This is a genomic window from Chitiniphilus shinanonensis DSM 23277 (assembly GCF_000374805.1).
In the GTDB taxonomy this organism is placed as follows: Bacteria; Pseudomonadota; Gammaproteobacteria; order Burkholderiales; family Chitinibacteraceae; genus Chitiniphilus; species Chitiniphilus shinanonensis.
The window spans coordinates 1-23,560 of sequence record NZ_KB895334.1 but is presented as its reverse complement, the minus strand read 5'-3'; the positions used below and the strand labels follow the sequence as shown (position 1 = coordinate 23,560).

23 protein-coding genes and 1 other RNA gene are annotated in these 23,560 nt (G+C 68.3%); 8 read left to right on the top strand and 16 right to left on the bottom strand.

Translation table 11 applies throughout. The annotated features are described in order from the left end of the window. Positions 1–6: 6 nt before the first annotated feature. From C556_RS0100115 to C556_RS0100095, 5 genes are all read right to left on the bottom strand, one after another. Complete coding sequence (locus tag C556_RS0100115) at positions 7–1,206, bottom strand: heme biosynthesis HemY N-terminal domain-containing protein (RefSeq protein WP_018746182.1); 1,200 nt, start codon at positions 1,204–1,206, stop codon at positions 7–9. After that, positions 1,203–2,249, bottom strand: coding sequence for a uroporphyrinogen-III C-methyltransferase (locus tag C556_RS0100110; protein WP_018746181.1), 1,047 nt, complete (start codon positions 2,247–2,249; stop codon positions 1,203–1,205). The genes C556_RS0100115 and C556_RS0100110 overlap by 4 nt, the downstream gene beginning before the upstream one ends. Further along, the gene (locus C556_RS18660; RefSeq protein WP_018746180.1) at positions 2,246–3,013 is read right to left on the bottom strand and encodes a uroporphyrinogen-III synthase; all 768 of its coding nucleotides are present in this window, start codon (positions 3,011–3,013) and stop codon (positions 2,246–2,248) included. Before C556_RS18660 ends, C556_RS0100110 begins: the two co-directional genes overlap by 4 nt. After that, positions 3,010–3,942: a hydroxymethylbilane synthase gene (gene hemC / locus C556_RS0100100; RefSeq protein WP_018746179.1), complete on the bottom strand. Its 933-nt coding sequence runs from the start codon at positions 3,940–3,942 to the stop codon at positions 3,010–3,012. The genes C556_RS18660 and hemC overlap by 4 nt, the downstream gene beginning before the upstream one ends. Positions 3,943–4,086: 144 nt before the next feature. Next, positions 4,087–5,553, bottom strand: coding sequence for a catalase (locus tag C556_RS0100095; RefSeq protein WP_018746178.1), 1,467 nt, complete (start codon positions 5,551–5,553; stop codon positions 4,087–4,089). 449 nt (positions 5,554–6,002) lie between these two features. Between C556_RS0100095 and C556_RS18655 the strand changes: the two genes are divergently transcribed. Further along, entirely contained in the window at positions 6,003–7,694 is a 1,692-nt protein-coding gene (locus tag C556_RS18655; RefSeq protein ID WP_051083186.1) for a SulP family inorganic anion transporter, read from the top strand. A gap of 179 nt (positions 7,695–7,873) precedes the next feature. Here C556_RS18655 and C556_RS0100085 read toward each other — a convergent pair whose 3' ends face one another. From C556_RS0100085 to msrQ, 6 genes are all read right to left on the bottom strand, one after another. After that, a complete protein-coding gene (locus C556_RS0100085) occupies positions 7,874–8,593 on the bottom strand; it encodes an anaerobic ribonucleoside-triphosphate reductase activating protein (protein WP_018746177.1) in 720 nt (239 codons plus the stop codon). A gap of 23 nt (positions 8,594–8,616) precedes the next feature. Continuing rightward, positions 8,617–8,796 (bottom strand): anaerobic ribonucleoside-triphosphate reductase, encoded by a 180-nt coding sequence (gene nrdD, locus C556_RS0100080; protein ID WP_018746176.1) that lies wholly within the window; start codon positions 8,794–8,796, stop codon positions 8,617–8,619. Between the two features lie 100 nt (positions 8,797–8,896). Continuing rightward, positions 8,897–10,894, bottom strand: a complete 1,998-nt coding sequence (locus C556_RS0100075) for a ribonucleoside triphosphate reductase (RefSeq protein ID WP_018746175.1) — start codon at positions 10,892–10,894, stop codon at positions 8,897–8,899. Positions 10,895–11,071: 177 nt separating this feature from the next. Beyond that, complete coding sequence (locus tag C556_RS0100070; protein ID WP_018746174.1) at positions 11,072–11,527, bottom strand: threonine/serine exporter family protein; 456 nt, start codon at positions 11,525–11,527, stop codon at positions 11,072–11,074. Beyond that, positions 11,524–12,282 carry a threonine/serine exporter family protein gene (locus tag C556_RS21225; protein ID WP_018746173.1) on the bottom strand — a complete coding sequence of 253 codons (759 nt, stop codon included), beginning with the start codon at positions 12,280–12,282 and terminating at the stop codon, positions 11,524–11,526. The genes C556_RS0100070 and C556_RS21225 overlap by 4 nt, the downstream gene beginning before the upstream one ends. Positions 12,283–12,291: 9 nt before the next feature. Beyond that, positions 12,292–12,867, bottom strand: a complete 576-nt coding sequence (gene msrQ / locus C556_RS18645) for a protein-methionine-sulfoxide reductase heme-binding subunit MsrQ (RefSeq protein ID WP_018746172.1) — start codon at positions 12,865–12,867, stop codon at positions 12,292–12,294. Positions 12,868–12,959: 92 nt separating this feature from the next. Between msrQ and proB the strand changes: the two genes are divergently transcribed. Then, the gene (gene proB / locus C556_RS0100055) at positions 12,960–14,078 is read left to right on the top strand and encodes a glutamate 5-kinase (RefSeq protein ID WP_018746171.1); all 1,119 of its coding nucleotides are present in this window, start codon (positions 12,960–12,962) and stop codon (positions 14,076–14,078) included. A 273-nt stretch (positions 14,079–14,351) separates the two neighbouring features. Here proB and C556_RS0100050 read toward each other — a convergent pair whose 3' ends face one another. The 3 genes from C556_RS0100050 to C556_RS0100040 all read right to left on the bottom strand — a co-directional run bounded on the left by C556_RS0100050 (position 14,352) and on the right by C556_RS0100040 (position 17,610). Next, positions 14,352–15,503 (bottom strand): glycerate kinase, encoded by a 1,152-nt coding sequence (locus C556_RS0100050; protein WP_018746170.1) that lies wholly within the window; start codon positions 15,501–15,503, stop codon positions 14,352–14,354. A 411-nt stretch (positions 15,504–15,914) separates the two neighbouring features. Next, positions 15,915–16,517, bottom strand: coding sequence for a CNP1-like family protein (locus C556_RS0100045; RefSeq protein WP_018746169.1), 603 nt, complete (start codon positions 16,515–16,517; stop codon positions 15,915–15,917). Positions 16,518–16,560: 43 nt separating this feature from the next. Continuing rightward, on the bottom strand, positions 16,561–17,610 hold the full coding sequence (locus C556_RS0100040) for a cation diffusion facilitator family transporter (RefSeq protein ID WP_018746168.1): 1,050 nt from the start codon (positions 17,608–17,610) through the stop codon (positions 16,561–16,563). 180 nt (positions 17,611–17,790) lie between these two features. Here C556_RS0100040 and C556_RS24220 point away from each other — a divergent pair, with 180 nt between their 5' ends. The 4 genes from C556_RS24220 (at position 17,791) to rnpB (ending at position 20,017) form a co-directional block, all read left to right on the top strand. Next, on the top strand, positions 17,791–18,018 hold the full coding sequence (locus tag C556_RS24220; RefSeq protein WP_018746167.1) for a sulfurtransferase TusA family protein: 228 nt from the start codon (positions 17,791–17,793) through the stop codon (positions 18,016–18,018). A gap of 1 nt (position 18,019) precedes the next feature. Further along, a complete protein-coding gene (gene pyrC, locus C556_RS0100030) occupies positions 18,020–19,054 on the top strand; it encodes a dihydroorotase (protein WP_018746166.1) in 1,035 nt (344 codons plus the stop codon). 5 nt (positions 19,055–19,059) lie between these two features. Then, positions 19,060–19,530, top strand: a complete 471-nt coding sequence (locus C556_RS0100025; RefSeq protein ID WP_018746165.1) for a hypothetical protein — start codon at positions 19,060–19,062, stop codon at positions 19,528–19,530. A 10-nt stretch (positions 19,531–19,540) separates the two neighbouring features. Further along, positions 19,541–20,017, top strand: an RNA gene (gene rnpB, locus C556_RS21350) — RNase P RNA component class A. 326 nt (positions 20,018–20,343) lie between these two features. Here rnpB and C556_RS0100020 read toward each other — a convergent pair. Both C556_RS0100020 and C556_RS0100015 read right to left on the bottom strand, forming a co-directional pair. Further along, complete coding sequence (locus C556_RS0100020) at positions 20,344–20,793, bottom strand: GNAT family N-acetyltransferase (RefSeq protein WP_018746164.1); 450 nt, start codon at positions 20,791–20,793, stop codon at positions 20,344–20,346. A 111-nt stretch (positions 20,794–20,904) separates the two neighbouring features. Then, a complete protein-coding gene (locus tag C556_RS0100015) occupies positions 20,905–21,165 on the bottom strand; it encodes an accessory factor UbiK family protein (RefSeq protein WP_018746163.1) in 261 nt (86 codons plus the stop codon). Positions 21,166–21,422: 257 nt separating this feature from the next. On the opposite strand from C556_RS0100015, the gene glnK reads away from it, so the two are divergent. Then, a complete protein-coding gene (gene glnK / locus C556_RS0100010) occupies positions 21,423–21,761 on the top strand; it encodes a P-II family nitrogen regulator (RefSeq protein WP_018746162.1) in 339 nt (112 codons plus the stop codon). Between the two features lie 23 nt (positions 21,762–21,784). Further along, positions 21,785–23,290, top strand: a complete 1,506-nt coding sequence (gene amt, locus C556_RS0100005; protein ID WP_018746161.1) for an ammonium transporter — start codon at positions 21,785–21,787, stop codon at positions 23,288–23,290. Positions 23,291–23,560 lie beyond the last annotated feature (270 nt).

Here is a 23,560-nt window from a genome sequence, read left to right as displayed (position 1 = left end):
AGCGGCTCAGCGCGTTGTGGCCAGCGCCAGCGCCAGGCTGGCGCGGAAATGGCGCGCCGCGTCCTCGTGGCGATCCAGCGATTCCAGCAGCTCGGCCAGTTCGGCGTGCGCGATGGCGGTCGGCTCGACCGCCAGGCTGGCTTCCAGGTAGGTCTGGGCCTTGCCCCACAGGCCGCGCGCGCAGCACAGCCGGCCCAGCGTCAGCAGCAGCAGATGGTCGTGCGGATGCGACTTGAGCCATGCCTCGGCCTGTTGCAACTGGCTGGTCGCCGCTTCGCCTTCCAGGCCCAGCGTGCCGTAACGTTCGGCCAGTTCGCCCGACCAGTTGCTGGCCAGCGCTTCCTCGATGGCCTCGCGTGCCAGCTCCGGTGCACCGTGGGCGCGGAAAGCATCGGCCACGGCCAGCACCAGCGGCGGCGCGGCGCGCTCGTGGTCCGACAGCTTGCTCCACCAGTCCTTCAGTTCCTTCAGCGTGCGCGGCTTCAGCGAGAACGCCTCCAGTTGCGCCTGGATGCGCAGGCGCCGGGCCTGCTGCGCGTCGATGGCCTCGCTCTTGGCGAGCTGGTCCACCAGACGGATCACCGCCTCCGGGTTGCCTTCGCGCTGGCGCAGGCGCAGTTCCAGCTTGAGCGCGGCGGTCAGCTTGGGCGACAGTTCGCGCGCCTCGCCCAGCGCGCGGTCGGCGTCGTCATAGCGGCGCTCGTCCAGATACAGCTCGGCCATGGTCATCGCCAACGCCAGGTGCCGTGGCCCCAGCTTGCCGCGCAGGCGCTCGAAGTAGTGGTCGCGCTTGGCGAAGTCGCGCATCGCGTGCGCCGCGCGGGCGGCCAGCAGGCCGTTCACCGCATACGACGCCGGATCGGCGCTGGCGGTGAAGGCGTCGGCGGCCAGGCGCTCGGCGCGCTGGTAACGGCCCTCGAAGAAGGCGATGCGCGCTTCGCGCTCCAGCTCGACGCTGGCGCGGCGGCGGCGGTCGGCGCGGTAGGTGCGCACGCGCTCGGGCAGGCCGCCCAGTTCCACCACCAGCCGCAGCGCGCCGAACAACACCAGCACCAGCAGCAGCAGTGCAATGACGAAGGCGTTGAGCGATACCTCGATGCGCCACGGCGGAACGAACAGCAGCGCGTAGCCGGTGTTCAGGCGGGCGAACAGTGTCAGGCCGACCGCCAGCGCGAACAGGCCGATGATCCAGCCGAGGGCCTTCACGGACGCACCCCCTTGGCTTCGGTGCGCGCACCGCGCACGGCGGCCAGGCTTTCGGCCAGACTGGGCAACGGGATCGCCAGCGATTCCTCGGACAGTTCCTTGAGCGAGGCGGCGGTGCTGCGCGTCTGCGGCGCCGAGCCGTCGAAGTAGTTCTTCAGGTAGTCGCCGGCGGCGGACAGGTCGGCGCGGAAGGCGCCATCGTTGCGCAGCAGCAGCGCGGTGCGGGCGTCGAGCAGGCGCAGCTTCACGTTCTCGCGCAGGAAGAACGACTGCTCGGGTGTCAGCAGCATGGCCTCGGGTTTGTCCATCTCGCGGATGCGCACCAGCTGTTTCAGGTCGTTCCAGGCTTCCAGCGCCAGGCGCTTGAACCAGTGCCCCTCGGGGGCGGTCGGTGCGCTCGCCTGCGGCTGGCGGTAGCCGTCGACTGCCAGCGGCAGCTTGTCGATGCCGGCGACCAGGGTGTCGAGTTTGGCGGAGATCCCCACCACGTCCAGGTAGGGTTGGCTCTTCAGCTTGTCGATGTCGCGTGCCACGGCCTTGCGCACCGGAATCAACTCGGGGCGGTCCAGCTGGGCCAGCTTGTCCTGCACCGATTCGAGCCCGACCAGCGCGGCGCTGACGTTGCCGGCGAGTTGCAACTGCTGGCTGGCGAAGGAGAGCGTCTGTTCCAGCTCCGCCAGCACGCGCTGGGTCTCGTTGCGGGTAAGCGCTTCGTAGAGTGCGGTCAGCGTGGCCTGCTGGCCCTGGGCTTCGGCCTGTTTGCCGGACAGCAGCGCGATCTCGCGCTCCAGCGCGCGCAGCCGTTCGGTGGCGGCCTGCTCGCGCGCGCCGGCCTCGTCGGCCTTCTGCGCGTAGCTGGCGAGCTGCCGGCCCAGTTGTGCCTGCACCTTGTCGTTGGATTGCTGCTGGTACAGCCACAGCCCGCCGCTGGACAGCAGCGCGAGCACGGCGACCACCAGCGCGGGCGACGGCGCCGGGAAACGGCGGGCGCGGCTGGGCGGGGTGGAGAAGGCGGCGGAGAGGGAGTCTTGTTCTTGCGTCATGGCGAGGGCCTGGCGAAATGGCGGCAAAGCGTGTCGACGATGCCGGCGTCACCCGCTCGGGTGAGCACGGCGGATGCGCCATGCTCGGCGAGTGCCGCGATGATCCGGGGGTGCGGCGCAAAGTACAGCAGCGATTGTAGCCGCTCGCGCGTGGCGTCTCCAGCCAGCGCGAACAAGTATTGCGCCGCTTCGGAGCTGGAAATCACCGCGCCGTCGCAGCCGGCGTCCAGCTCGCGGCGCAGTCGCGCGTCGTCGAAGACGGGCGGCAGGCGGCGGTAGGCGGCCACCGTGGTCAGCGCCAGTCCGCGCGCGGCCAGCCCTTGCGGCAGCTCGTCGCGGCCGCCGTCGCCGCGGAACAGCACCGCCCGCCGGCCGGCCCAGCCGCCCAGGCGGTCCAGCTCGGCCAGCAGTCCGGCCCCGTCGTACTGCTCGGGCGGGGCGATCACCGGGGCGATGCCCAATTGCCGGGCGCGTTCCGCGCTGCCGGGGCCGACCACCGCGGCGGCGGTCGTGGGGGGCCAGGGACGATGCAGGCGGGTGGCGACCGCGTCGAGTGCGGAAGGACTGACGAAGACCGCCAGCGCGAAATCGTCCAGCGCGGCGAGCGCGGCGTCGAGCAGCGCGGGATCGGCCGGCGGGGCGATCTCCAGCAACGGCAGCCGCACCGCGACGGCGCCCTGGCGCGTCAGCGCGTCGGTCAGCGCGTCGGCCTGCGCGGCCGGTCGGGTGACCCAGATGCGGCGGCCGGCCAGCGCTGCGCTCATGGGTGGGCCAGGGCCTCCAGGATGTCGGCGGCGCCCTCGGTCAGCAGCAGTTCGGCCACCTTCAGGCCCAGCCCTTCGGCGGCGGCACGGGTGCCGTTGGCTTCGCCGTGCACGATGTGGCTGCCGTCGGGCAGGCCGACGCAGCCGCGCAGGCGCAGGAAGCCGTCGTCGTCCTCGGCATAGGCCGCCAGCGGGATCTGGCACGAACCGCCCATGCGCCGCGACAGCGCGCGCTCGGCGGTGACGGCGGCGGTGGTGGCCGGGTGGTCGAACGGCGCCAGCAGCGCGGCGAGGTCGGCGCGATCGGCGCGGATCTCCAGCCCCAGCGCGCCCTGGCCGGGAGCCGGCAGGCTGTCCTCGGGCGAGAGTTCGGCGCGGATGCGTCCGCCCAGGCCCAGGCGCTTGAGGCCGGCGCTGGCGAGCAGGATGGCGTCGTAGTCGCCGGCGTCCAGCTTGGCCAGCCGGGTGCCGACGTTGCCGCGCAGCGGCTTGACCGTCAGATGCGGAAAGCGCGCGCGCAACTGCGCCTCGCGGCGCAGGCTGGAGGTGCCGACCACGGCGCCGGCGGGCAGCTCGGCCAGGGTGGCGTAGCGGTTGGACACCAGCGCGTCGCGCGGGTCCTCGCGTTCGCCGATGGCGGCGAGGGCGAAGCCGTCGGGCATCACCATCGGCACGTCCTTCATCGAATGCACCGCCAGGTCGGCGCGGCCGTCGGCCAGTGCCTGTTCCAGCTCCTTCACGAACAGCCCCTTGCCGCCGATCTTGTTCAGCGTCACGTCGAGGATGCGGTCGCCCTGGGTGGTCATGCCCAGCAGCTCCACCTTCAGGCCGGGATAGCGGGCGGTCAGCCAGGCGCGCACGTGCTCGGCCTGCCACAACGCCAACGGGCTTTCTCGGGTGGCGATGACGAGCTGTTCGGGGAGTTGCATGGCAGGGGCCTTCGGCGAGCGGGAAACGGCCGCAAGTTTATCAGGGAAGCCGCGCCGGGCGCGGCTGGGGGAAGGCGCAACGGCCACCCGCGAACAGAAACGCCCGGCGTGGGCCGGGCGTTTCTCCTCATTGCGACAGCGGGATCAACCGCCGTAGGCGGCTGGGGCGACACCCAGTTGCCGGGCGATGCCGGCAGCCAGTTGCGGATGCACCTTGTGGAAATGGCCGAGCTGGCGCACCACCACGCCGTCCTGGGTCACTTCCTTCATCGAGCCGGCGATGTTGTCGATCAGCAGTTGCTGCTGCCCGGGGTCCATCAGCTCGAACAGGGCGCGCGGCTGACTGTAGTGGTCGTCCTCGTCGCGGTGGCTGTACTGCCAGGCCGACACGTCGCCCAGCGGCAGCGGCGGTTCGCGGAACTGCGGCGCTTCGGCCGGAGTGCCCGGCACGCTGTTGGGCTCGTAGTTCGGCCCGCTGCCGCCGTTGCCGTCGAAGCGCATGCTGCCGGCGCGCTGGTAGTTGTGGTACGGGCACTGCGGCGCGTTCACTGGCAATTGCGCATAGTTGGTGCCGATGCGGTAGCGGTGGGCGTCGTTGTAGGCGAACAGCCGGCCTTGCAGCATCTTGTCCGGGCTGAAGCCGATACCCGGCACCACGTTGCCCGGCGACAGGGCGGCCTGTTCCACTTCCGCGAAGTAGTTCTGCGGGTTGCGGTTCAGCTCCATCTCGCCCACTTCGATCAGCGGGTATTCGCCCTGCGGCCAGGTCTTGGTCAGGTCGAACGGATTCCAGCGGAAGGTCTTGGCCTGTTCCTGGGTCATGATCTGCACGCAGACGCGCCACTTGGGGAATTCGCCGCGCTCGATGGCGTGGAACAGGTCGCGCTGCGCGTAGTCGGGATCGGCGCCCGCCAGGCGGCCGGCCTCGGTCGGATGCAGGTTCTTGATGCCCTGCCTGGTCTTGAAGTGCCACTTCACCCATACCCGTTCGCCGGCGGCGTTGTACAGGCTGAAAGTGTGGCTGGAGAAGCCGTGCATGAAGCGGAAGCCATCCGGCGTGCCGCGATCGGAGAACAGGATCACCACCTGGTGCAGCGCCTCGGGCGACAGCGACCAGAAATCCCACTTGGCGTTGGCATCCTTCAGGTTGGTGTGCGGATTGCGCTTCTGGGTGTGGATGAAATCGGGGAACTTCAGCGGGTCCTTGAGGAAGAACACCGGCGTGTTGTTGCCGACCATGTCCCAGTTGCCTTCCTCGGTGTAGAACTTCACCGCGAAGCCGCGCGGGTCGCGCTCGGTGTCGGCCGAGCCGGATTCGCCGCCGACGGTGGAGAAGCGCACGAAGACCGGGGTTTCCTTGCCGATCTGCGAGAACAGCTTGGCACAGGTGTAGCGGGTGATGTCGCCGGTGACGCGGAAGGTGCCGTGGGCGCCGGAGCCCTTGGCGTGCACCACGCGTTCCGGTACCCGTTCGCGGTTGAAGTGGGCCAGCTTTTCCACCAGGTGCACGTCCTGCAACAGGGCGGGGCCGCGCGGGCCGGCGGTCTGGGTGTTCTGGTTGTCGGCCACCGGTTGGCCGAAGTTGGTGGTGAGTATGGGTTTATCGCTCATTGTGGTTTCTCCTGGGAAAGACACTGCCGATTGAAACGAGCCGAAAGACCTGTCCGCTCCGTACCGCGCCGGTACCATGCGTGCCGGATACTGCATCGGTGCGCGCGTGCATCCGGATCACCCGCGAAGGCGATGTGTCGGCGTGAGCCGGAACCCGGACGCGCGGCGGACGGGCGCAAGCCCAACGCGAAATCCAATGGTTGTAACCGATATAAACACGGTTGTTCGCAAGGCGACGTTGCTTTGCAACAAGCTTCACTGATTGTTGGACCCACCCCATCCAGAAAGGAAATTGAATCTGTTATTGGGGGCGATAGCGCGGCGCTATGCGTGTTGTAGACCGTTGGCATGAACACGGATGAGGTCGCTGCGTGGCGCGACCGCCACGCGGCCGGTGCTGAGAAGCATTGGCCTTCTCCGGCCGTCGATGCGCCGGTTATGCTGCGACGATGAAGAACAAGATCCTTGCCCTGCTCAATGCCTGGATGCCCGGCCTCGATAACCTGCTGCACTACCGGCGGGAATGGTTGCGCGCCGACGTGCGTGCCGGGCTGTCGGTGGCGGCGGTGGCGCTGCCGGTCGGCGTCGCCTACGCAGAGCTGGCCGGGATGAGCCCGGTGGCCGGACTGTATGCCAGCGTGCTGCCGATGATGATCTATGCGCTGTTCGGCACCTCGCGCCAGTTGATCGTCGGGCCGGACGCGGCCACCTGCGCCATGGTGGCCGCCACGCTGGTGCCGATCGCCCACGGCGACGCCGAGCTCTATATCTCGCTGTCGGTGACGCTGGCCTTCCTCACCGGCGTGATCTGCCTGATCGCCAGCCGGCTGCGGCTGGGCTTTCTGGCCGACCTGCTGTCGCGGCCCATCCTGCTGGGCTTTCTCAACGGCGTGGCGATCAGCATCGTGGTCGGCCAGCTGGGCAAGGTGTTCGGTTTCCAGTACCAACACGCCAACCTGCTGGAGCGGCTGGGCGAACTGCCGGCCAAGGTGTTGCAGACCCACTGGCCGGTGCTGCTGGTGTCGGCGGCGGCACTGGCGCTGCTGTGGGCGTGCGGGCGCTGGCTGCCGCGCCTGCCCGGCGCGCTGGCGGCGATGGTGGGCTGCGGCCTGGCGGTGGGGTTGCTGGGGCTGGAGGCGCGGGGCGTGGCGGTGATCGGCGATGTGCCGGCCGGCCTGCCGCGATTGCATTGGCCATCGCTGCCGCTGGGTCACCTGGGCCAGTTGCTGGGGGCGGCGGCGGCGCTGGCGCTGGTGAGCTTCAACAGCGCCATGCTGACGGCGCGCAGCTTTGCCGCCAAGAACCGCTACGACGTCGATGCCGACCGCGAATTCCGCGCGCTGGGCACGGCCAACATCGCCGCCGCGCTGTCGCAGGGCTTCGTCATCAGCGGCGCCGATTCGCGCACCGCCGTGAACGACGCCAACGGCGGCCAGACGCAGATGGTCAGCGTGGTGGCCGCGCTCGCCATCGCGCTGGTGATGCTGGCGCTGACCGGGCCGCTGGCCTACGTGCCGCAGGCGGCGCTGGGCGTGGTGCTGATCGTGGCGGCGCTCAAGCTGGTGGATTGGCGCGGACTCTGGTCGTTGCGGCGCTACAGCCGCGGCGAGTTCCTGCTGGCGCTGGGCACCACCGTGGGCGTGGCCTTCGTCGGAGTGATGCCCGGCGTGGGGCTGGCGGTGACGGTGGCGGTGCTGCGCTTCCTGATGCGGGTGGCGCGACCGAAGGAAAGCCTGCTCGGTGTCTATCCCGACCGCGACAGCTTCCACGACCTGGCGATCCACCCCGGCGCCAAGGCGATCCCGGGGATGATGGTGTACCGCTTCGAATCGCCGTTGACCTTCTTCAACGCCGGCTACTTCAAGCAGCGGGTGCTGGCGCTGATCGATACCGCCGAGACGCCGGTGTACTGGCTGGTGATCGATTCATTGCCGATCACCCAGTTCGACCTGACCGCGCTGGCGATGCTGCGCGAACTCAACGCCGAACTGGCCGAGCGCGGCGTGACCCTGGCGTTCGCCGGGCGGCGCGAGGAATGGCTGAACTGGTTCCGCGAGCGCGGCAAGACCCCGGACGAGCGCCACTACTCCACCTTGCAGGCGGCGCGGCGCGACTTCAACGCCAAGATGGCGGGACGATGAGAGGGCGGCGTTGAAACCCCACATCTTGAAACACAGAGGACACGGAGAACACAGAGAAAAACGGGAGAAACCCAACGCCAAAATCATTCCTGAGGCGGTCTTGGTCTTCTCTGTGGGACTCTGTGTTCTCCGTGCTCTCTGTGTTTCAAGATTTGAATTTGCCTTTTTCCCTGCTCCCCTCAACCGCGCAGGGTGAAGCGTTCGAAGGCGTTTTCCAGGTGGGCGAGGGTGGCGGCGTCCGGCGGCAGGGCCGGTTGCTTCAACAGCGCGTCGTCGTGGCAACCGTCGCTGCGGAACAACTGCAAGGCGAAGTCGCGCACGCCGTAGCCGGCCAACTGGTCGGCCAGCCGCCGCAGTTGCTCCGGGCTATGCAGGCCGGGGTGGGTGGTGGTGCGGCACTCGAATGGCACGCCGCTGGCCTGCACCATCGCCAGCGCGCGCCGCGCCGGGTCGCCGCTGTTGCGGATCAGGGTGACGCCCGGGTAGAGGTCGAACTGGTGCTTCACGTCGAAGCCCACCCAGTCCACGTAGGGCAGGCACGCTTGCAGGCGGTCGGGATAGGCGCCGCCGGTATGCAGGCCCACCTTGAAGCCCAGCGCCTTCACCTGCGCTGCCATGCGCGGCAGCAGCGGCTCCGCCAGCGGCTCGCCACCGCAGAACACCAACCCGTCGAGCAGGCCCTCGCGCAGCGGCAGCCATGCCAGGATGTCGTCCCACGACGGCAGGCCGGGCTGGTGTTCGCGCTTTTGCAGGTGCGGGTTGTGGCAGTAGCGGCAGCGCCACGGGCAGCCGGCGGTGAAGACCACGCACGCCAGGTGGCCGGGATAGTCGCAGCTGGAGAACGGAACGAAGCCACCCAGCTTGGGCGTGCGTGGCCGGTCCTGGTGCGCGTCGTGCATCGGTGCTTCCCGCATGGAGGTGCTTACTGTTCCTTGAAGAACTTGCGGTCGGCGAATTCGCCGCGCTTGCCGACGTTGAACGCCGAGACCGGGCGGTGGTAGCCCATCACGCGGGTCCAGACTTCGCAGCGGGTACGGTCCTCGTCCTTGAGCGCGCTGGCGGCTTGCGGTTGCAGGTACTGTTGTTGCGACAGATCGGTCATGACGTTGCTCCTGGTTCTCGAAAAAAGAAGCGGGGCGGGCAAGGTGTCCGCTCGCCCCGCAAGGCTCACCAACTTTGACTTGCGTGTTCGGCGAACGTGCTCACGGGCACGCGCAGCGGTTCTGGCGCGCCAGCAGCTCGGCGTCGCACTTGGGGCAGAATTCGTGATGCCCGCTCAGGTAGCCGTGCTTGGGGCAGACCGAGAAGGTGGGCGTCACGGTGATGTAGGGCAGGCGGTAGTGCTCCAGCGCGCGGCGTACCAGTCGGCGGCAGGCTTCGGACGACGATACCGCTTCGTTCATGTACAGGTGCAATACCGTGCCGCCGGTGTACTTGCGTTGCAGTTCCTCCTGCCGCGTCAGCGCCTCGAACGGATCGTCGGTGAAGCCCACCGGCAGTTGCGTCGAGTTGGTGTAGTACGGCTGGTTGACGGTGCCGGCCTGCAGGATGTCCGGGTAGCGCTTGCGGTCTTCCTTGGCGAAGCGGTAGGTGGTGCCTTCGGCGGGGGTGGCTTCCAGGTTGTACAGGTGGCCCGTTTCCTCCTGGAACTGCACGATGCGCATGCGCACGTGGTCCATCAGGCGCACCGCCAGCGCGTGGCCTTCCACGGTGGTGATGTCGTCGTGGTCGCCGGTGAAGTTGCGCACCATCTCGTTGACGCCGTTCACGCCGACGGTGCTGAAGTGGTTGCGCAGCGTGCCCAGGTAGCGCTTGGTGTACGGGTACAGCCCGGCGTCGATCAGGCGCTGGATCACCTTGCGCTTCAGCTCCAGCGATTGCTTGGCCAGCTCCAGCAGGTGGTCCACCCGGTGCAGCAGGCCGGCCTCGTCGCCCTTGAACTCGTGGCCGATGCGTGCGCAGTTGAGGGTGACCACGCCCAGGCTGCCGGTCTGCTCGGCGCTGCCGAACAGGCCGTTGCCGCGCTTGAGCAGCTCGCGCAGGTCCAGTTGCAGGCGGCAGCACATCGACCGGACCATGTGCGGTTCCAGGTCGGAGTTCAGGAAGTTCTGGAAGTACGGCAGACCGTACTTGGCGGTCATCTCGAACAGCAGCTCGGTGTTGGGGTGCTCCCACGCGAAATCGCGGGTGATGTTGTAGGTGGGGATGGGGAAGGTGAACACCCGGCCCAGCGCATCGCCTTCCATCATCACTTCGATGTAGGCGCGGTTGATCATGTCCATCTCGGCCTGCAGGTCGCCGTACTGGAACGGCATCTCCTTGCCGCCCACGTAGGGCACCTGTTCGCGCAGGTCTTCCGGGCAGATCCAGTCGAAGGTGAGGTTGGTGAACGGCGTCTGCGTGCCCCAGCGGCTGGGCACGTTCAGGTTGTAGATCAGCTCCTGCACGTACTGCTTCACCTGCGAGTACGACAGGTTGTCCACGCGCACGAACGGCGCCATGTAGGTATCGAACGAGCTGAACGCCTGCGCGCCGGCCCATTCGTTCTGCAAGGTGCCGAGGAAGTTGACGATCTGGCCGATCGCCGCCGAGAAGTGCTTGGGCGGGCGGGCCTCCACCTTGCCGGGCACGCCGTTGAAGCCTTCGTGCAGCAGCCGGCGCAGTGACCAGCCGGCGCAGTAGCCGGACAGCATGTCCAGGTCGTGGATATGGATGGCGCCGCTGCGGTGCGCTTCGCCGACCTCGGGCGGGTAGACGTGGTTCAGCCAGTAGTTGGCGACCACCTTGCCGGCGGTGTTGAGGATCAGGCCGCCCAGGCTGAAGCCCTGGTTGGCGTTGGCGTTCACCCGCCAGTCGCTCTGTTCCAGGTATTCGTTGATGCTCGACGCCACGTCCACCACGGTGCGGGTGTCCTGGCGCAGCCGGCGGTGCGCTTCGCGGTAGGCGATGTAGGCGCGGGCGGTGGCCAGGAAGCCGGCCTTGAGCAGCGTGCCTTCGACCGCGTCCTGGATCGATTCGATGTGCGGGGTGCGCCCCGTCGGCAACAGCGCGATCGCGGCCGTGGCCAGTTCGTCGGCCTTGGCGGCGTCGAATTCACCGGTGACGGTGCCGGCGCGCAGCAGCGCATCGGCGATCTTGGTGCCATCGAACGGCACGATGCGGCCATCGCGCTTTTCGACGTACTGGGGGAGAGAGCTCATCGACAATCCTCAATATCTTGTATCGGTTTGAGTGACCAACACAATATATTGTGGATTAAGGGCGGTTGGGAGGGGCCGGCGACGGCAAAGGGCGGCGCTTTGATCTGAATCAAAAGTGCGCGGCAGGCCCTCGCTGCCGGTTGGCAACCGTGTTCGGGAAGGGGAGTGGCGTGTTGCCTAGCGCCGCGGCCAGAGCAGCATCGGCGCGGCGATGCCAATGGCCAGCGCCAGCATGATCATCACCGCCTTCACCGCGTAGACGCCGGCATCCAGCAGGAAGGCTTCGCCGCCGACACTGGTCTCCACGCCGGCGATGCCCAGCAGCGCCTGCGCCGCCTTGTACATCGATACCCCGGGTACCAATGGAATGGCCGCGCTGATGCTGAAGATCTCCGACGCCTGGCGGGTGCGGCGTCCCCACCAGCCGGCGGCGACGCCGATCAGCAAGGCGGCCACCAGCGTGGCGAGCACCATGTCGCTGCCGGCCACCACCATCAGCCGCCGCGCCACATGGCCCACGATGGCCAGCAGACAGGCCGGCAGCAGGGCGCGCGGCGGCACGTTGAACAGGATGGCGAAGCCGAGCGCCGCCGGCGCCGCCCACAGTTCCGCCCACCAGCTCAGCGCGCTCAATGGAACACCCGCAGGGCAAGGCTGACGCCGACACCGATGCCGGCGATGATGACGGCGCTCATGGTCAGGCGCACGCCGCCGTTCAGGTAGTTGCCCGACAGCATGTCGGCCATGGCGTTGATCAGCGGCACGCCGGGGATCAGGAACAGCACCGACGCGGCGATCGCCGGCTCCGGCGTGTAGGAGAGCCAGGCGGCCAGCAGCCCGACCAGCAGCGTGGCGACGGTCGAGCTGGCGATGGCGAAGATGAACGGCTTGTAGTGACGCGAGGTCATCCACAACCGTACCCAGCTGCCCAGGCCGGCGCCGACCAGCGTGGCCAGCACGGCGGCCAGGTCGCCGCCGAACAGCGCGGCGAAGCCGCCACAGGCCAGCCCTACGGTGAGGGCGGTGAACCAGCGGGGATAGTAGTGGGGGCGGCTGGCGAGGTCGTCGAGCAGCGTCTCGAAGGCGGTGGGGCCGATGCGGCGCGCCTCCAGCGCGTTGACCGCGCGGCTGACGCCGGTCAGCGTGCGGAAGTTGACGCCCATGTGCGGCGCCTTGTGGAACACCGTGCGCTGGCGGCTGTTGAGTTCCACGGTGATGCCCAGGTTGAGCGACGACACCACGGTGTGGACGTTCTCCGCGCCCAGCGCGCGCGCGGTGCGGGTCATGATGTTGGCGGTGCGTGCCGTGTCGCCGCCGGACTGATGGACCAGCGTGCCGGCGAACAGCACCAGGCGGCACAGATGAGTGGGGTCGCGCACGGTTTTCATGCGGTCATTCTAGGCAAGCGCCTTGCGCCTGCGTTGCCACGCGTCAACTCTCCAGACCAGCAGTATGGCCAGGATCGCGCCGTAGATCGCCGGCTCGGTCACGTCGCGCTTCACCAGCCACCAGAAATGCAGCACCGCGAGTACGGCCACGGCGTAGACCAGCCGGTGCAGCCGCGCCCAGTTGCGTTTCAACCGCCGCATCATGGCGTCGGTCGAGGTCGCGGCCAGCGGGATCATCAGCACCAAGGCGCTGAAGCCCACCGTGATGAACGGCCGCTTGAGCACGTCGTGCCACATCGCCGCCAGGTCGAATAGATGGTCCAGCCCCAGCCAGACCAGGAAATGCAGGCAGGCATGAAAGAAGGCGAACAGGCCCAGCATGCGCCGCAGCCGCAGCAGTTCGTTGCGGCCGGTGATGCGGCGCAACGGCGTGATCGACAGCGTGATCAGCAGCAGGATCAGCGCCCACAGCCCGGTCTGGTGGGTGAGGTATTCCACCGGGTTGACCGCGGCCGGCAGATGCCAGGCGGTCCAGGCCAGCGGGCCCAGGCAGAGCAGGAACAGGGCGATCTTCAGGTAGCGCATCGTCGGGAACGGCTCCGGGTTGGTGATGCTGCGGCGCGCTGTGGCGACGCGGATGGCGCGGCTATAATCGGCGACTTGCCAAGGAACCCATCATGAACAGTATCGTCCAGTCCGCACAGCGCATCGTCGTCAAGGTCGGCTCCAGCCTCGTCACCAACGAAGGGCGCGGCCTGGACCATCAGGCGCTGATCCGCTGGGCTGCCGAGATCGCCGAGCTGACCCGCCTGGGCAAGTCGGTGGTGCTGGTGTCGTCCGGCGCGGTGGCCGAGGGCGTGGCGCGCCTGGGCTGGAAGGAGAAGCCCAAGGCGGTGCACGAGAAGCAGGCCGCCGCCGCAGTCGGCCAGATGGGATTGTGCCAGGCCTACGAAACCGCGTTCCGCCAGCATGGCCTGAAGACCGCGCAGGTGCTGCTGACGCACGAGGACCTGTCCGACCGCACCCGCTACCTCAACGCCCGCTCCACCTTGCTGACGCTGCTGACGCTGGGCGTGATCCCCATCATCAACGAGAACGACACCGTGGTCACCGCCGAGATCCGCTTCGGCGACAACGACACCCTGGGCGCGCTGGTGACCAACCTGATCGAAGGCGACGTGCTGGTGATCCTGACCGACCAGCAGGGCCTGTACACGGCCGACCCGCGCCGCGACCCCGCCGCCACGCTGATCCAGCAGGCGGTGGCCGGCTCCACGGAGCTGGAGGCGATGGCCGGCGGTGCCGGTTCCAGTGTGGGCACCGGCGGCATGTACACCAAGGTGATCGCCGCCAAGCGCGCCGCGCGCAGCGGCGCCGCCACCGTGATCGCCTGCGGCCGCGAGCCGCAGGTGCTGACCCGGCTGGCCGGCGGCGAGGCCATCGGCACCGAGCTGGTCGCGCAGACCACGCCGCTGGCCGCCAAGAAGCAGTGGATCGCCGACCACCTGCAACTGCACGGCAAGGTCACCGTCGACGACGGCGCCCGCCGCGCCATGGTCGAGCGCGGCTCCAGCCTGCTGCCGATCGGCGTGGTGGCGATCGAGGGCGAATTCCATCGCGGCGAGGTGGTCAGCTGCGTCGATGCCGACGGCCGCGAGATCGCCCGAGGACTGGTGAACTACGGCGCCAGCGAAGCCCGCCGCATCGTACGCCTGCCCACCGGCCAGATCGAAGCGGTGCTGGGCTACGTCGACGAAGCCGAACTGATTCACCGCGACAACCTGGTGCTGGTTTAGAGCGGCTAACAAAACCCTCCTGGCTGCGTCGCGCTCACTTGCCGTACTCGCGTACTGTCTGCGTTTCGCGCTTCTTGCCAGGACCGCTTCGCTGGGTTTTGTTAGCCGCTCTTGGTCCTTGAACCCACACTTCCAAATCTTGAAACACAGAGAGCACAGATAACACAGAGCGACACGGAGAAAACCCAAGGCAAATCGCGATCGGCAAGAGTGATCCTCGGTTTGACCTGTTTTTCCTCTGTGACCCTCCGTGTTCTCTGTGCTCTCTGTGTTTCAAGATTTGGAATTCAACCCCGCCTCCCTTCCCAACCATCCCCCCAGTCGCAACGTCGCCGCGACGTTGCGGGCGGTGGTGCGCAGGTTGGTCGCGGCGTCGCTCAGCGCCTGTTCGCGGCTGCATGGGCCGGGCACCACCGGGAACACGGCCTGGAAGTGCGCGGCTAGTTCGCCGACGCCGTCGCCCAGGCTGCCGGCGATGCCGATCACCGGCGTGCCGTGGCGGGCCGCCAGTTGCGCCACCGCGTAGGGCGCTTTGCCGCGCAGGGTCTGCGCGTCCATCCGGCCTTCGCCGGTGATCGCCAGATCTGCGTCGGCCAGCTCGGCATCCAGGCCGACGCGTTGCAGCACGTGTTCGGCGCCGCCGACCAGCCGGGCGCCCAGCGCCAGCAGCGCGGCCGCACAGCCGCCGGCGGCGCCGGCTGCTTCGAGCGGGATGTCGCGCAGGTCGCGCCGCAGGACGGCGCCGTAATGCGCGAGCGCGGCGTCGAGTTCGGCCACCTGCGCCGGCGACGCGCCTTTCTGCGGCGCGAACAGCACGGCGGCGCCCTGCGGCCCGGTCAACGGAATGGCCACGTCGCAGATGGCGTCGACGGTGCAGTCCGCCAGCCGCGGGTCGAGGCCGCTGGCATCGAGGCGTGACAACCGCGCCAGCGCGCCGCCGCCGAAGCCGATGGGTCGGTCGTGCTCGTCGAGCAGGCGGATGCCCAGCGCCTGCAACAGCCCGGCGCCGCCGTCGCAGGTGGCGCTGCCGCCCAGGGTGACGGTCAGGCGCCGTGCGCCGGCATCGAGCGCGGCGCGCATCAGCTCGCCGACGCCGTAGCTGGTGGTGCGGGTGGGATCGCGCAACGCCGGCGGCACCAGCGCCAGTCCCGCGGCCTCGGCCAGTTCGATCAGCGCGGTATCGCCGGCCAGGCCCCATTGCGCCGCCACGCACTCGCCCAGCGGCCCGGTGACGCCGTGGCGTCGCCGCTCGCCGCCCAGGCTGGCGAGCAAGGCGTCCAGCGTGCCTTCGCCGCCGTCGGCAACGGGGCGCAGCACGAATTCTGCGTCGGGGAAGATGTCGGCGAAGCCGTCGCGGATGCACGCCGCCACGGCGGGCGCGGCCAGGCTTTCCTTGTAGGCGTCGGGGGCGATGACGATCTTCATTCGGCCTCCGGGGTGTGGTGCCCAGCGGTGGTGGACCGGGCGCGGTGGAGCCCCCGGCAAAGCCGGGCGCGAGACGGCGGCGATATGCGGGTAGCGGCCTCCCGCTTGATCGATTCCACTCCCCCCGCCCTCGCCGCCGCGAGGGGGCCTCGCTGCGCTCGGGATGTGCGTTGCCCCCGGGGTGTGGTGCCCGGCGGTGGTGGGCCGGGCGCGAGACGATCATGATGCGCCAATCCGGCCTCCTGCCTGATCGATTCCACTCCCCCCGCCCTCGCCGCCGCGAGGGGCCCTCGCTGCGCTCGGGGCGACGTTGAAGCCTGGAGCGGGGCGCCGGTCGAAACCGGCGGCGCGGGGCTGAAACGTCGCGCGGGGCTGTCGCCGGTGCTGTGTCGGAGTGCGCTGGTCTGGCGGTCAGCCGCGCGAGCGGCAGCCGATGCAGTCGCCGGGTTGCTTGTCGGTGTCGCGCAGTTGCTTGTCGATCTCGGGCACGGGGTAGGCGGTGCCGCCGTTGCACATCACATCGTAGAACTCGCCCTGGTAGGCGTTGCGGGTGTTCTTCAGCAGGCGCTTCCAGCGCTGGTTGCCGTCGATCCACTTCTTGCCGGTCTCGTCGCCGTAGGCATAGACCCGATACTGCCGGGTCTTGCAGTCGATGCCCTCAAAGCTGATGTTCTTCAGCTTGCCGCGCTTGGGCAGCACGGCGGCGGCGTAGCGCACGATGCCGTCGTCCTCGCCGACGCTCAGGCTGTCGAGGGCGATGTAGTAGTCGTTGTTGCGCAGGTCGTAGCTGGCGTTGAATTGCTGCCACAGCTTCAGGTCGGCCAGCGGCGGCTTGGTGAAGGCTTGTTCCGGCGGCGGCGGCGGGGTGTCGCTGCCGAACACGCGGTCGAGCACCTTGTCGGTGGTGCTGTCGTTGCCTTTGATGTCTTCCGGGCGCATGCCGGATTCGCCGTAGGCGCCGGCGAAGGCCGTGGTGGCGGCCACGAGGGAGAGCAGGGCGATCAGGGATTTCATGGCGTTACTCCGCAAGAGCGGCTGATGCTAACCGGGCCGCCGCTCAGTGTCGATGGCCGGAGTGGTGATGATCGTGCTCGTCGGTGTGGTGATCCGCATCGGCGGTCGCCACCGGCTTGATCGGGATATGCCGTCCGCCCGGATGCGGCAGGAACCAGGTGGGTTGCAGTGTCACGTGGGCAATGCCGTAGCGCTCGCTCAGCATGCGGGTCAGCCGCGCCAGCAGCGCCGGCCATTGCCGGGGCGATTCGATGACCAGGTGCGCCGACAGCGCGATTCGCCGCTGCGCGATCTGCCAGACGTGCAGGTCGTGCACCTGGGCCACGCCGTCCTCGCGCGCCAGGCTGTAGCCGATCTCCTCCAGCTTGAGATGGCTGGGTACGCCCTCCATCAGCAGGTGGGTGGACTGGCGCAGCAGGCGCCAGGTGGAGCGCAGGATCAGCAGCGACACCGCCACCGACAGGATCGGGTCGATCGGGCGCCAGCCGGTGTAGTAGATCACCGCGCCGGCGGCGATGGCGGCCACCGAGCCGAGCAGGTCGCCCAGCACGTGGATCAGCGCGCCGCGGCTGTTCATGTTGTCGTGGTCGTGCGACAGCGACCACGCCGAAATCACGTTCACCAACAGCCCGATCACCGCGATCACCATCACGCCCAGGCCGTTCACCGGCGACGGGTTCAGCAGGCGGCTCACCGCCTCCACCGCGATCCACACCACCAGCGCGATCATCGCCAGGCTGTTGATCAGCGCACCGATCACCTCAGCGCGCGAATAACCGTAGCTCTGCCGGGTATCGGCCGGGCGCTGGCCGACGACATTGGCGATCACCGCCAGCAGCAGCGCGGCGGCGTCGGTGAACATGTGCCCGGCATCCGAGATCAGCGCCAGCGAGCCGGTCCAGACCCCGCCGACCAACTCGACGATGCCGAAGCCGCCGGTCACCGCCAGCGCGATCAGCAGCCGCTTCTGCGAGGACGGCGCGCCGTGGTGGTGATGGTGGTGCACGTGGTCGAAATGATGGTCGTGATCCTGGTTGTGCCCGCCCGCCGCGTCGTGCGGATGGGGGTGCGGATGCTGATCGGTCAGCGCCATGCCTGACAGGCTCCGGGTCGAATGAAAAAAACAGAGCGTGCCCCCATCGCCGGCCGTTGGCAATGCCCGGCGGCGCGTGGCCGGCAGCGCGGCGCGCGCTGTGCCGACCGCAGGTTCCGCGCGGCGGCGAGGCGCGGGGGCGCGATGGTAAAATCGCCTTTTCCTTTTTGTCCCGCCGCCATGACGCCCGCGCTCGCCATCGATCTTTCCGGCCTCAACTGCCCGTTGCCCATCCTGCGCACCAAGAAGGCGCTCGCCAATCTGGCCAGCGACGAACTGCTCGCGGTGACCTGCACCGACCCGGCCACGCCCACCGATTTCGCCGCGTTCTGCCGCCAGACCGGGAACGAACTGGTCGAATCGACGACCCAGGACGGCAAATTCCATTTCCTGATCAAGAAGCGCTGACATGACCACCACCCTCACGCTCACCCGCCCCGACGACTGGCACCTGCACCTGCGCGACGGCGCACTGATGGCCTCGGTGCTGCCGCACACCGCGCGCGAGTTCGCCCGCGCCGTCGTCATGCCCAACCTCAAGCCGCCGGTCACCACCGTGGCGCTGGCCGGCGAATACCGCCAGCGCATCCTGGCCGCCCTGCCCGCCGGCAGCGACTTCCAGCCGCTGATGACGCTGTATCTCACTTCCGGCCTGACCCCCGATGAAGTGGTGCGGGCGCGCGACAGCGGCTTCGTGCATGGCGTGAAGCTGTATCCGGCCGGCGCCACCACCAACTCCGAGGCCGGCGTCGCCGGGCTGGACGGCGTGATGCCCACCCTGGAGAAGATGGCCGAGATCGGCCTGCCGTTCCTGGTGCACGGCGAAGTCACCGATCCGGCGGTGGACGTGTTCGACCGCGAGGCCGCGTTCATCGAGCGGGTGATGGCGCCGCTGCTGCAACGGCTGCCGACGCTGAAGGTGGTGTTCGAGCACATCACCACCCGCCAGGCCGCGCAGTTCGTGCTGGAGTCGGGCGACAACGTCGGCGCCACCGTCACCCCGCAGCACCTGTTGATGAACCGCAACGCGCTGTTCCAGGGCGGCATCCGCCCGCATCACTACTGCCTGCCGGTGCTCAAGCGCGAGGAACACCGCCGCGCGCTGATGACCGCGGTGGCGTCGGGGTCGCGCAAGTTCTTCCTCGGCACCGACAGCGCGCCGCACGCCCAGCACACCAAGGAGACCGCGTGCGGCTGCGCCGGCATCTACTCGGCGCACGCCGCGCTGGCGTTCTATGCCGAAGCGTTCGAAGCGGCCGGCGCGCTGGACAAGCTGGAGGCGTTCGCCAGCTTCAACGGCCCGGATTTCTACGGCCTGCCGCGCAACCAGGGCCAGGTGACGCTGGTGCGCGAATCCTGGCAGGTGCCCGCGTCGTACCCGTTCGGCGAGCACGACGTGGTGCCGCTGCGCGCCGGCGAAGCGCTGGCCTGGCGCCTGGCCTGACCACCGTGCGCATCGTCCACCGCATCGCCTTCCGCCCCAACTGGTGGATCGCCGCCGCCCTGCTGGTCGCCGCCGGCTGGTGGGGGCGGCCGCTGCTGTCCGGCGCCAGTTTCGAGCACGGCTTCTTCGGTCTGTTCTGGTACACCATGCTGGCGCTGGCCACGGTGATCTGGGCGGTGCCGGCCGAACAGGGCTGGGATGGTGAGGCGCTGTACCGTCGCTGGCGTCTGCTGGGGCTGCTGACCCTGCTCGAACATCGCCATGCGCCGGGCGAATTCAGCCGCATCGTGCTGGAGCGCGAGGCCCACGCCTTCCGCCGCGACAGCGTGTGGCTGGTGTTCGAGGGCGGGCAGCGTTTCGTGTTCGGCCACTGGCGCGCCGGCGCCGCCAACCTCGCCTGGGCCGAAGCGCTGGCGCGCCAGTTGTCCGCCGCCACCGGCCTGCCGTTTGCCGAACCGGGGGCCGAGGCCGGATAATGGCGCCCGCAAAGCAGGACGGACCGTCGCTGCCGTGGTGACACGGGGGAGGAAAGTCCGGGCTCCATAGGGCAGGATGCCGGCTAACGGCCGGGCGGCGAAAGCCGACGGACAGTGCAACAGAGAGCCGAACCGCCGATGGCGCGGACACCGAGCGCAAGCGAGGTGGCCGCCCGGCCTGGGCCGAAAGGGCCAGGCCGGCCGGGTCGAAGGCGCGACTGAAGCGCGCCGGACCGGGATCAGGCAAGGGTGAAAAGGTGTTCCCGTCGGGGAGCCCCCGCAAGGGGGTGGTAAGAGCGCACCGCAGGACTGGCAACAGGACTGGCTGGGTAAACCCCATCCGGAGCAAGACCAAGCAGCAGGCGACGAAGCGGCCCGCCGAGCCTGCGGGTAGGTTGCTGGAGCGCCGTGGCAACGCGGCGCCTAGAGGAATGACGGTCACCCTCGCAAGAGGGTACAGAACCCGGCTTACAGGCCTGCTTTGCAACTTGATTCAAACAACAACGCCACCCCTTGGGGTGGCGTTGTTGTTTGGGAAGGGGGAAGGGCAACAGCGTAAAACCACTTCAAACCCCACATCTTGAAACACAGAGAACACAGAGAACACGGAGTTACACAGAGAAAGGCTTGAATGGGCGAGCTGCTTTGTTCAAGTAGAAGAGCGCCTTGCCCGAAAGCGCACTTCCGGGACCCGTCCTGCTTTACCTCGGTTTTCTCTGTGACGCTCTGTGCTCTCTGTGTTCTCTGTGTTTCAAGATTTAGGGTTTGGGTGTTGCCCTTCCCCCTTCTCTCTTCCCCCTTCCCACCTCATCCCTACAGCTTCAACACAAACTGCAAAAACCCCATCTCGCGGCGGAAGCCCTGGCTCTGGTACAGGCGTTGCGCGCCGACGTTGTCGGGGGCGGTTTCCACGCGTAGTTGCAGCACCCCGGCGCTGCGTGCCGCCACTTCCACCCCTTGCAACAGGCGGGTGCCCACATGCCGGCCACGCTCGGTGGGAGCGACGAAGATGTCGTTGAGGATCCAGATCGGCCCGGCGGCGAGCGACGACAGGCTGGGATACGCCTGGGCGAAGCCGGCCAGGCCCTGCGCGCCGTCGACGACGAACAACCTGGAATCGCGCAGTTCCAGGCGCAGCGCGACGAAGTCGCGGGCCAGCGCTGGATCGGCCGGGCGCCCGTAGAACTGGCGGTACTGGTCGAACAGGGCGGCGAGTGCGTCGAGATCGCCGGGAGTGGCAAGGCGGGGCGGGGTCGGGTTCATGGTGGAGCCTGGTCGGTGGATGCCGGAATGCGGCGCAAGCCGAAGCAAAAAGAATGCCGCGTGGATGGAACCTCCCGCGGCATCTTCGGTGACGGTGGGCGATCCGGCCCTTTACAGCCCGTCCTGTGGGTTGTTGGCGTGCAGTTTGGCTTCCAGCTCGGCGATGCGTGCTTCCAGTTCGTTGAGCTTTTCCCGGCTGCGGGCCAGCACTTCCTGCTGGATCTCGAATTCCTCGCGGGTGACCAGATCCATGCGCGTGAACGCCGACGACATCATCGCCCGCACGTTCTTTTCCACATCCTTGGCCGGGCTGTTGGCGATGGCGTCCGAAATCTTGCTGGCGATCTCGTCGAAGATTTTCTCTTTCAGCATGTGCACCTCCTCATGTTGGTCGGAAACCAGTGTAGCAGACGACACGGCGACTACCGCTGCTTGGACGCCGCCCATGGCCGGGCGTTCCGCGCACCAAACAGGTGCCGCGCCCGGCACGCGGGATCGCCCGCTGCGCCGCCGCGGTGCGCCCGGCGCGGCATGTCGGCGCGCCGGCCCGTATCGGCGCGGTTTTCGGGGATTGGCACGCTTTCTGCTGACCTTGCCGTCGTCATCACCCGGCCTACGAGGAATCAACCATGAAATTCGTTACCGCCATCATCAAGCCGTTCAAGCTCGATGAGGTCCGCGAGGCACTGTCGGCCATTGGGGTTCAGGGCCTGACCGTGACCGAAGTGAAGGGGTTTGGTCGTCAGAAGGGGCACACCGAGCTGTATCGCGGTGCCGAGTACGTCGTCGATTTCCTGCCCAAGGTGAAGGTGGACGTCGCCATCGCCGACGACCTGGTCGAGCAGACCATCGAAGCCATCGAGAAGGCCGCGCAGACGGGCAAGATCGGCGACGGAAAGATCTTCGTGTTCGACCTGCAGCACGTAGTGCGCATCCGCACCGGCGAGACCGGCGAATCCGCCATCTAAGCGATTCAGGGAAGGAGATACCAATGAAAAAGCTGTTTGCGTCGCTCGCGCTGTTCGGCGCGATGCTGTTGGCGGCCCCGAGCTTCGCCGAGGAAGCCTCCACCGCCACCGCGGCCTCCGCGCCGGCGGCCACCGCCAGCGCCGCCGAGGCCAAGCCGGCCGCCACGCCCGCCGCCGCCCCGGCCAGCGCACCCGCCGCCGCCGCGGCGCCCGCGCCGTCGCTCAACAAGGGCGACAACGCCTTCATCATGATCTGCGCGGCCTTCGTCATCCTGATGTCGATCCCCGGCCTGGCGCTGTTCTATGGCGGCCTGGTGCGCTCCAAGAACATGCTGTCGGTGCTGATGCAGGTGTTCACCGTGTTCAGCCTGATCAGCGTGCTGTGGCTGGTCTACGGCTACAGCCTGGCCTTCACCGAGGGCAATGTCTTCTTCGGCTCGTTCGGCAAGGTGTTCCTCAAGGGCGTGACGCCCGATTCGCTGGCCGCCACCTGGAGCAAGGGCATCGTCATCACCGAGATGATCTACGTGGTGTTCCAGGGCGCGTTCGCCGCGATCACCTGCGGCCTGATCGTCGGAGCCTTCGCCGAGCGCGTGAAGTTCGCCGCGGTGCTGGCCTTCGTGGTGATCTGGTTTACCTTCGCCTACCTGCCGATGGCGCACATGGTGTGGTACTGGGCCGGCCCGGATGCCTACACCACCGCCGACGCGGCCACCGCGGCGACGGCCACCGCGGGCTATCTGTTCCAGGACGGCGCGCTCGACTTCGCCGGCGGCACTGTGGTGCACATCAACGCCGCCGTGGCCGGCCTGGTCGGTGCCTACATGGTCGGCAAGCGCATCGGCTTCGGCCGCGAGGCGATGACCCCGCACAGCCTGACCCTGACCATGGTCGGCGCCGCGCTGCTGTGGTTCGGCTGGTTCGGCTTCAACGCCGGTTCCGCGCTGGAAGCCAACGGCATCGCCGCGCTGGCCTTCCTCAACACCGTGGCCGCCACCGCGCTGGCCGCGCTGTCGTGGACCGCCGCCGAGTGGCTGCTCAAGGGCAAGCCCTCGATGCTGGGCGCCGCGTCCGGCGCCGTCGCCGGCCTGGTCGCCATCACCCCGGCCTGCGGCTTCGTCGGTGTCGGTGGCGCGCTGGCCATCGGCCTGATCGCCGGCCCGCTGTGCCTGTGGGGCGTGCACGGCCTGAAGCGCCTGCTCGGCGCCGACGACGCGCTCGACGTGTTCGGCGTGCACGGCGTGGGCGGGATCTTCGGCGCGCTGGCCACCGGCGTGCTGGCCTCACCCAGCCTGGGCGGCACCGGCATCTGGGACTACGTGGGCAACGCCGTCGCCGCCGATTACTCGATCGCCGGCCAGCTCAAGATCCAGGCCATCGGCGTGCTGGTGACCATCGTCTGGTCCGGCGTGGTATCGATCGTCGCCTACAAGGTGGTGGACCTGGTGATCGGCCTGCGCGTGAAGGAAGACGAAGAGCGCGAAGGGCTGGATGTGACCAGCCACGGCGAGAAGGCGTACAACATGTAAGCCTCGGGAAGGGAGAAGGGGGAAGGGTAACCCCCTAACCCCCACATCTTGAAACACAGAGAGCACAGAGAACACGGAGATTCACAGAGAAAACCGAGGTAAAGCGGGGCGGGTCATGGAAGTGCTCTTTCAAGCAGCTTCCCCGCTCAAGCCTTGCTCCGTGTAACTCTGTGCTCTCTGTGCTCTCTGTGCTCTCTGTGTTTCAAGATTCAGGGTTTGCAGTGGCCTTAAGCTGTTGCCCTTCCCCCTTCCCCCTTCCCCCTTCCCCCT

Excerpts from the sequence above, each read along its gene's own strand:
- C556_RS18655 (WP_051083186.1), top strand. The coding sequence starts at position 6,003 with ATGAAGAACAAGATCCTTGCCCTGCTCAATGCCTGGATGCCCGGCCTC.
- C556_RS24220 (WP_018746167.1), top strand. The coding sequence starts at position 17,791 with ATGACGCCCGCGCTCGCCATCGATCTTTCCGGCCTCAACTGCCCGTTG.
- proB (WP_018746171.1), top strand. The coding sequence starts at position 12,960 with ATGAACAGTATCGTCCAGTCCGCACAGCGCATCGTCGTCAAGGTCGGC.
- C556_RS0100020 (WP_018746164.1), bottom strand. The coding sequence starts at position 20,793 with ATGAACCCGACCCCGCCCCGCCTTGCCACTCCCGGCGATCTCGACGCA.
- pyrC (WP_018746166.1), top strand. The coding sequence starts at position 18,020 with ATGACCACCACCCTCACGCTCACCCGCCCCGACGACTGGCACCTGCAC.
- amt (WP_018746161.1), top strand. The coding sequence starts at position 21,785 with ATGAAAAAGCTGTTTGCGTCGCTCGCGCTGTTCGGCGCGATGCTGTTG.
- C556_RS0100040 (WP_018746168.1), bottom strand. The coding sequence starts at position 17,610 with ATGGCGCTGACCGATCAGCATCCGCACCCCCATCCGCACGACGCGGCG.
- nrdD (WP_018746176.1), bottom strand. The coding sequence starts at position 8,796 with ATGACCGATCTGTCGCAACAACAGTACCTGCAACCGCAAGCCGCCAGC.
- C556_RS18660 (WP_018746180.1), bottom strand. The coding sequence starts at position 3,013 with ATGAGCGCAGCGCTGGCCGGCCGCCGCATCTGGGTCACCCGACCGGCC.
- glnK (WP_018746162.1), top strand. The coding sequence starts at position 21,423 with ATGAAATTCGTTACCGCCATCATCAAGCCGTTCAAGCTCGATGAGGTC.
- C556_RS0100050 (WP_018746170.1), bottom strand. The coding sequence starts at position 15,503 with ATGAAGATCGTCATCGCCCCCGACGCCTACAAGGAAAGCCTGGCCGCG.
- C556_RS21225 (WP_018746173.1), bottom strand. The coding sequence starts at position 12,282 with ATGAAAACCGTGCGCGACCCCACTCATCTGTGCCGCCTGGTGCTGTTC.
- C556_RS0100015 (WP_018746163.1), bottom strand. The coding sequence starts at position 21,165 with ATGCTGAAAGAGAAAATCTTCGACGAGATCGCCAGCAAGATTTCGGAC.
- msrQ (WP_018746172.1), bottom strand. The coding sequence starts at position 12,867 with ATGCGCTACCTGAAGATCGCCCTGTTCCTGCTCTGCCTGGGCCCGCTG.
- C556_RS0100095 (WP_018746178.1), bottom strand. The coding sequence starts at position 5,553 with ATGAGCGATAAACCCATACTCACCACCAACTTCGGCCAACCGGTGGCC.
- C556_RS0100045 (WP_018746169.1), bottom strand. The coding sequence starts at position 16,517 with ATGAAATCCCTGATCGCCCTGCTCTCCCTCGTGGCCGCCACCACGGCC.
- C556_RS0100085 (WP_018746177.1), bottom strand. The coding sequence starts at position 8,593 with ATGCACGACGCGCACCAGGACCGGCCACGCACGCCCAAGCTGGGTGGC.
- hemC (WP_018746179.1), bottom strand. The coding sequence starts at position 3,942 with ATGCAACTCCCCGAACAGCTCGTCATCGCCACCCGAGAAAGCCCGTTG.
- C556_RS0100110 (WP_018746181.1), bottom strand. The coding sequence starts at position 2,249 with ATGACGCAAGAACAAGACTCCCTCTCCGCCGCCTTCTCCACCCCGCCC.
- C556_RS0100075 (WP_018746175.1), bottom strand. The coding sequence starts at position 10,894 with ATGAGCTCTCTCCCCCAGTACGTCGAAAAGCGCGATGGCCGCATCGTG.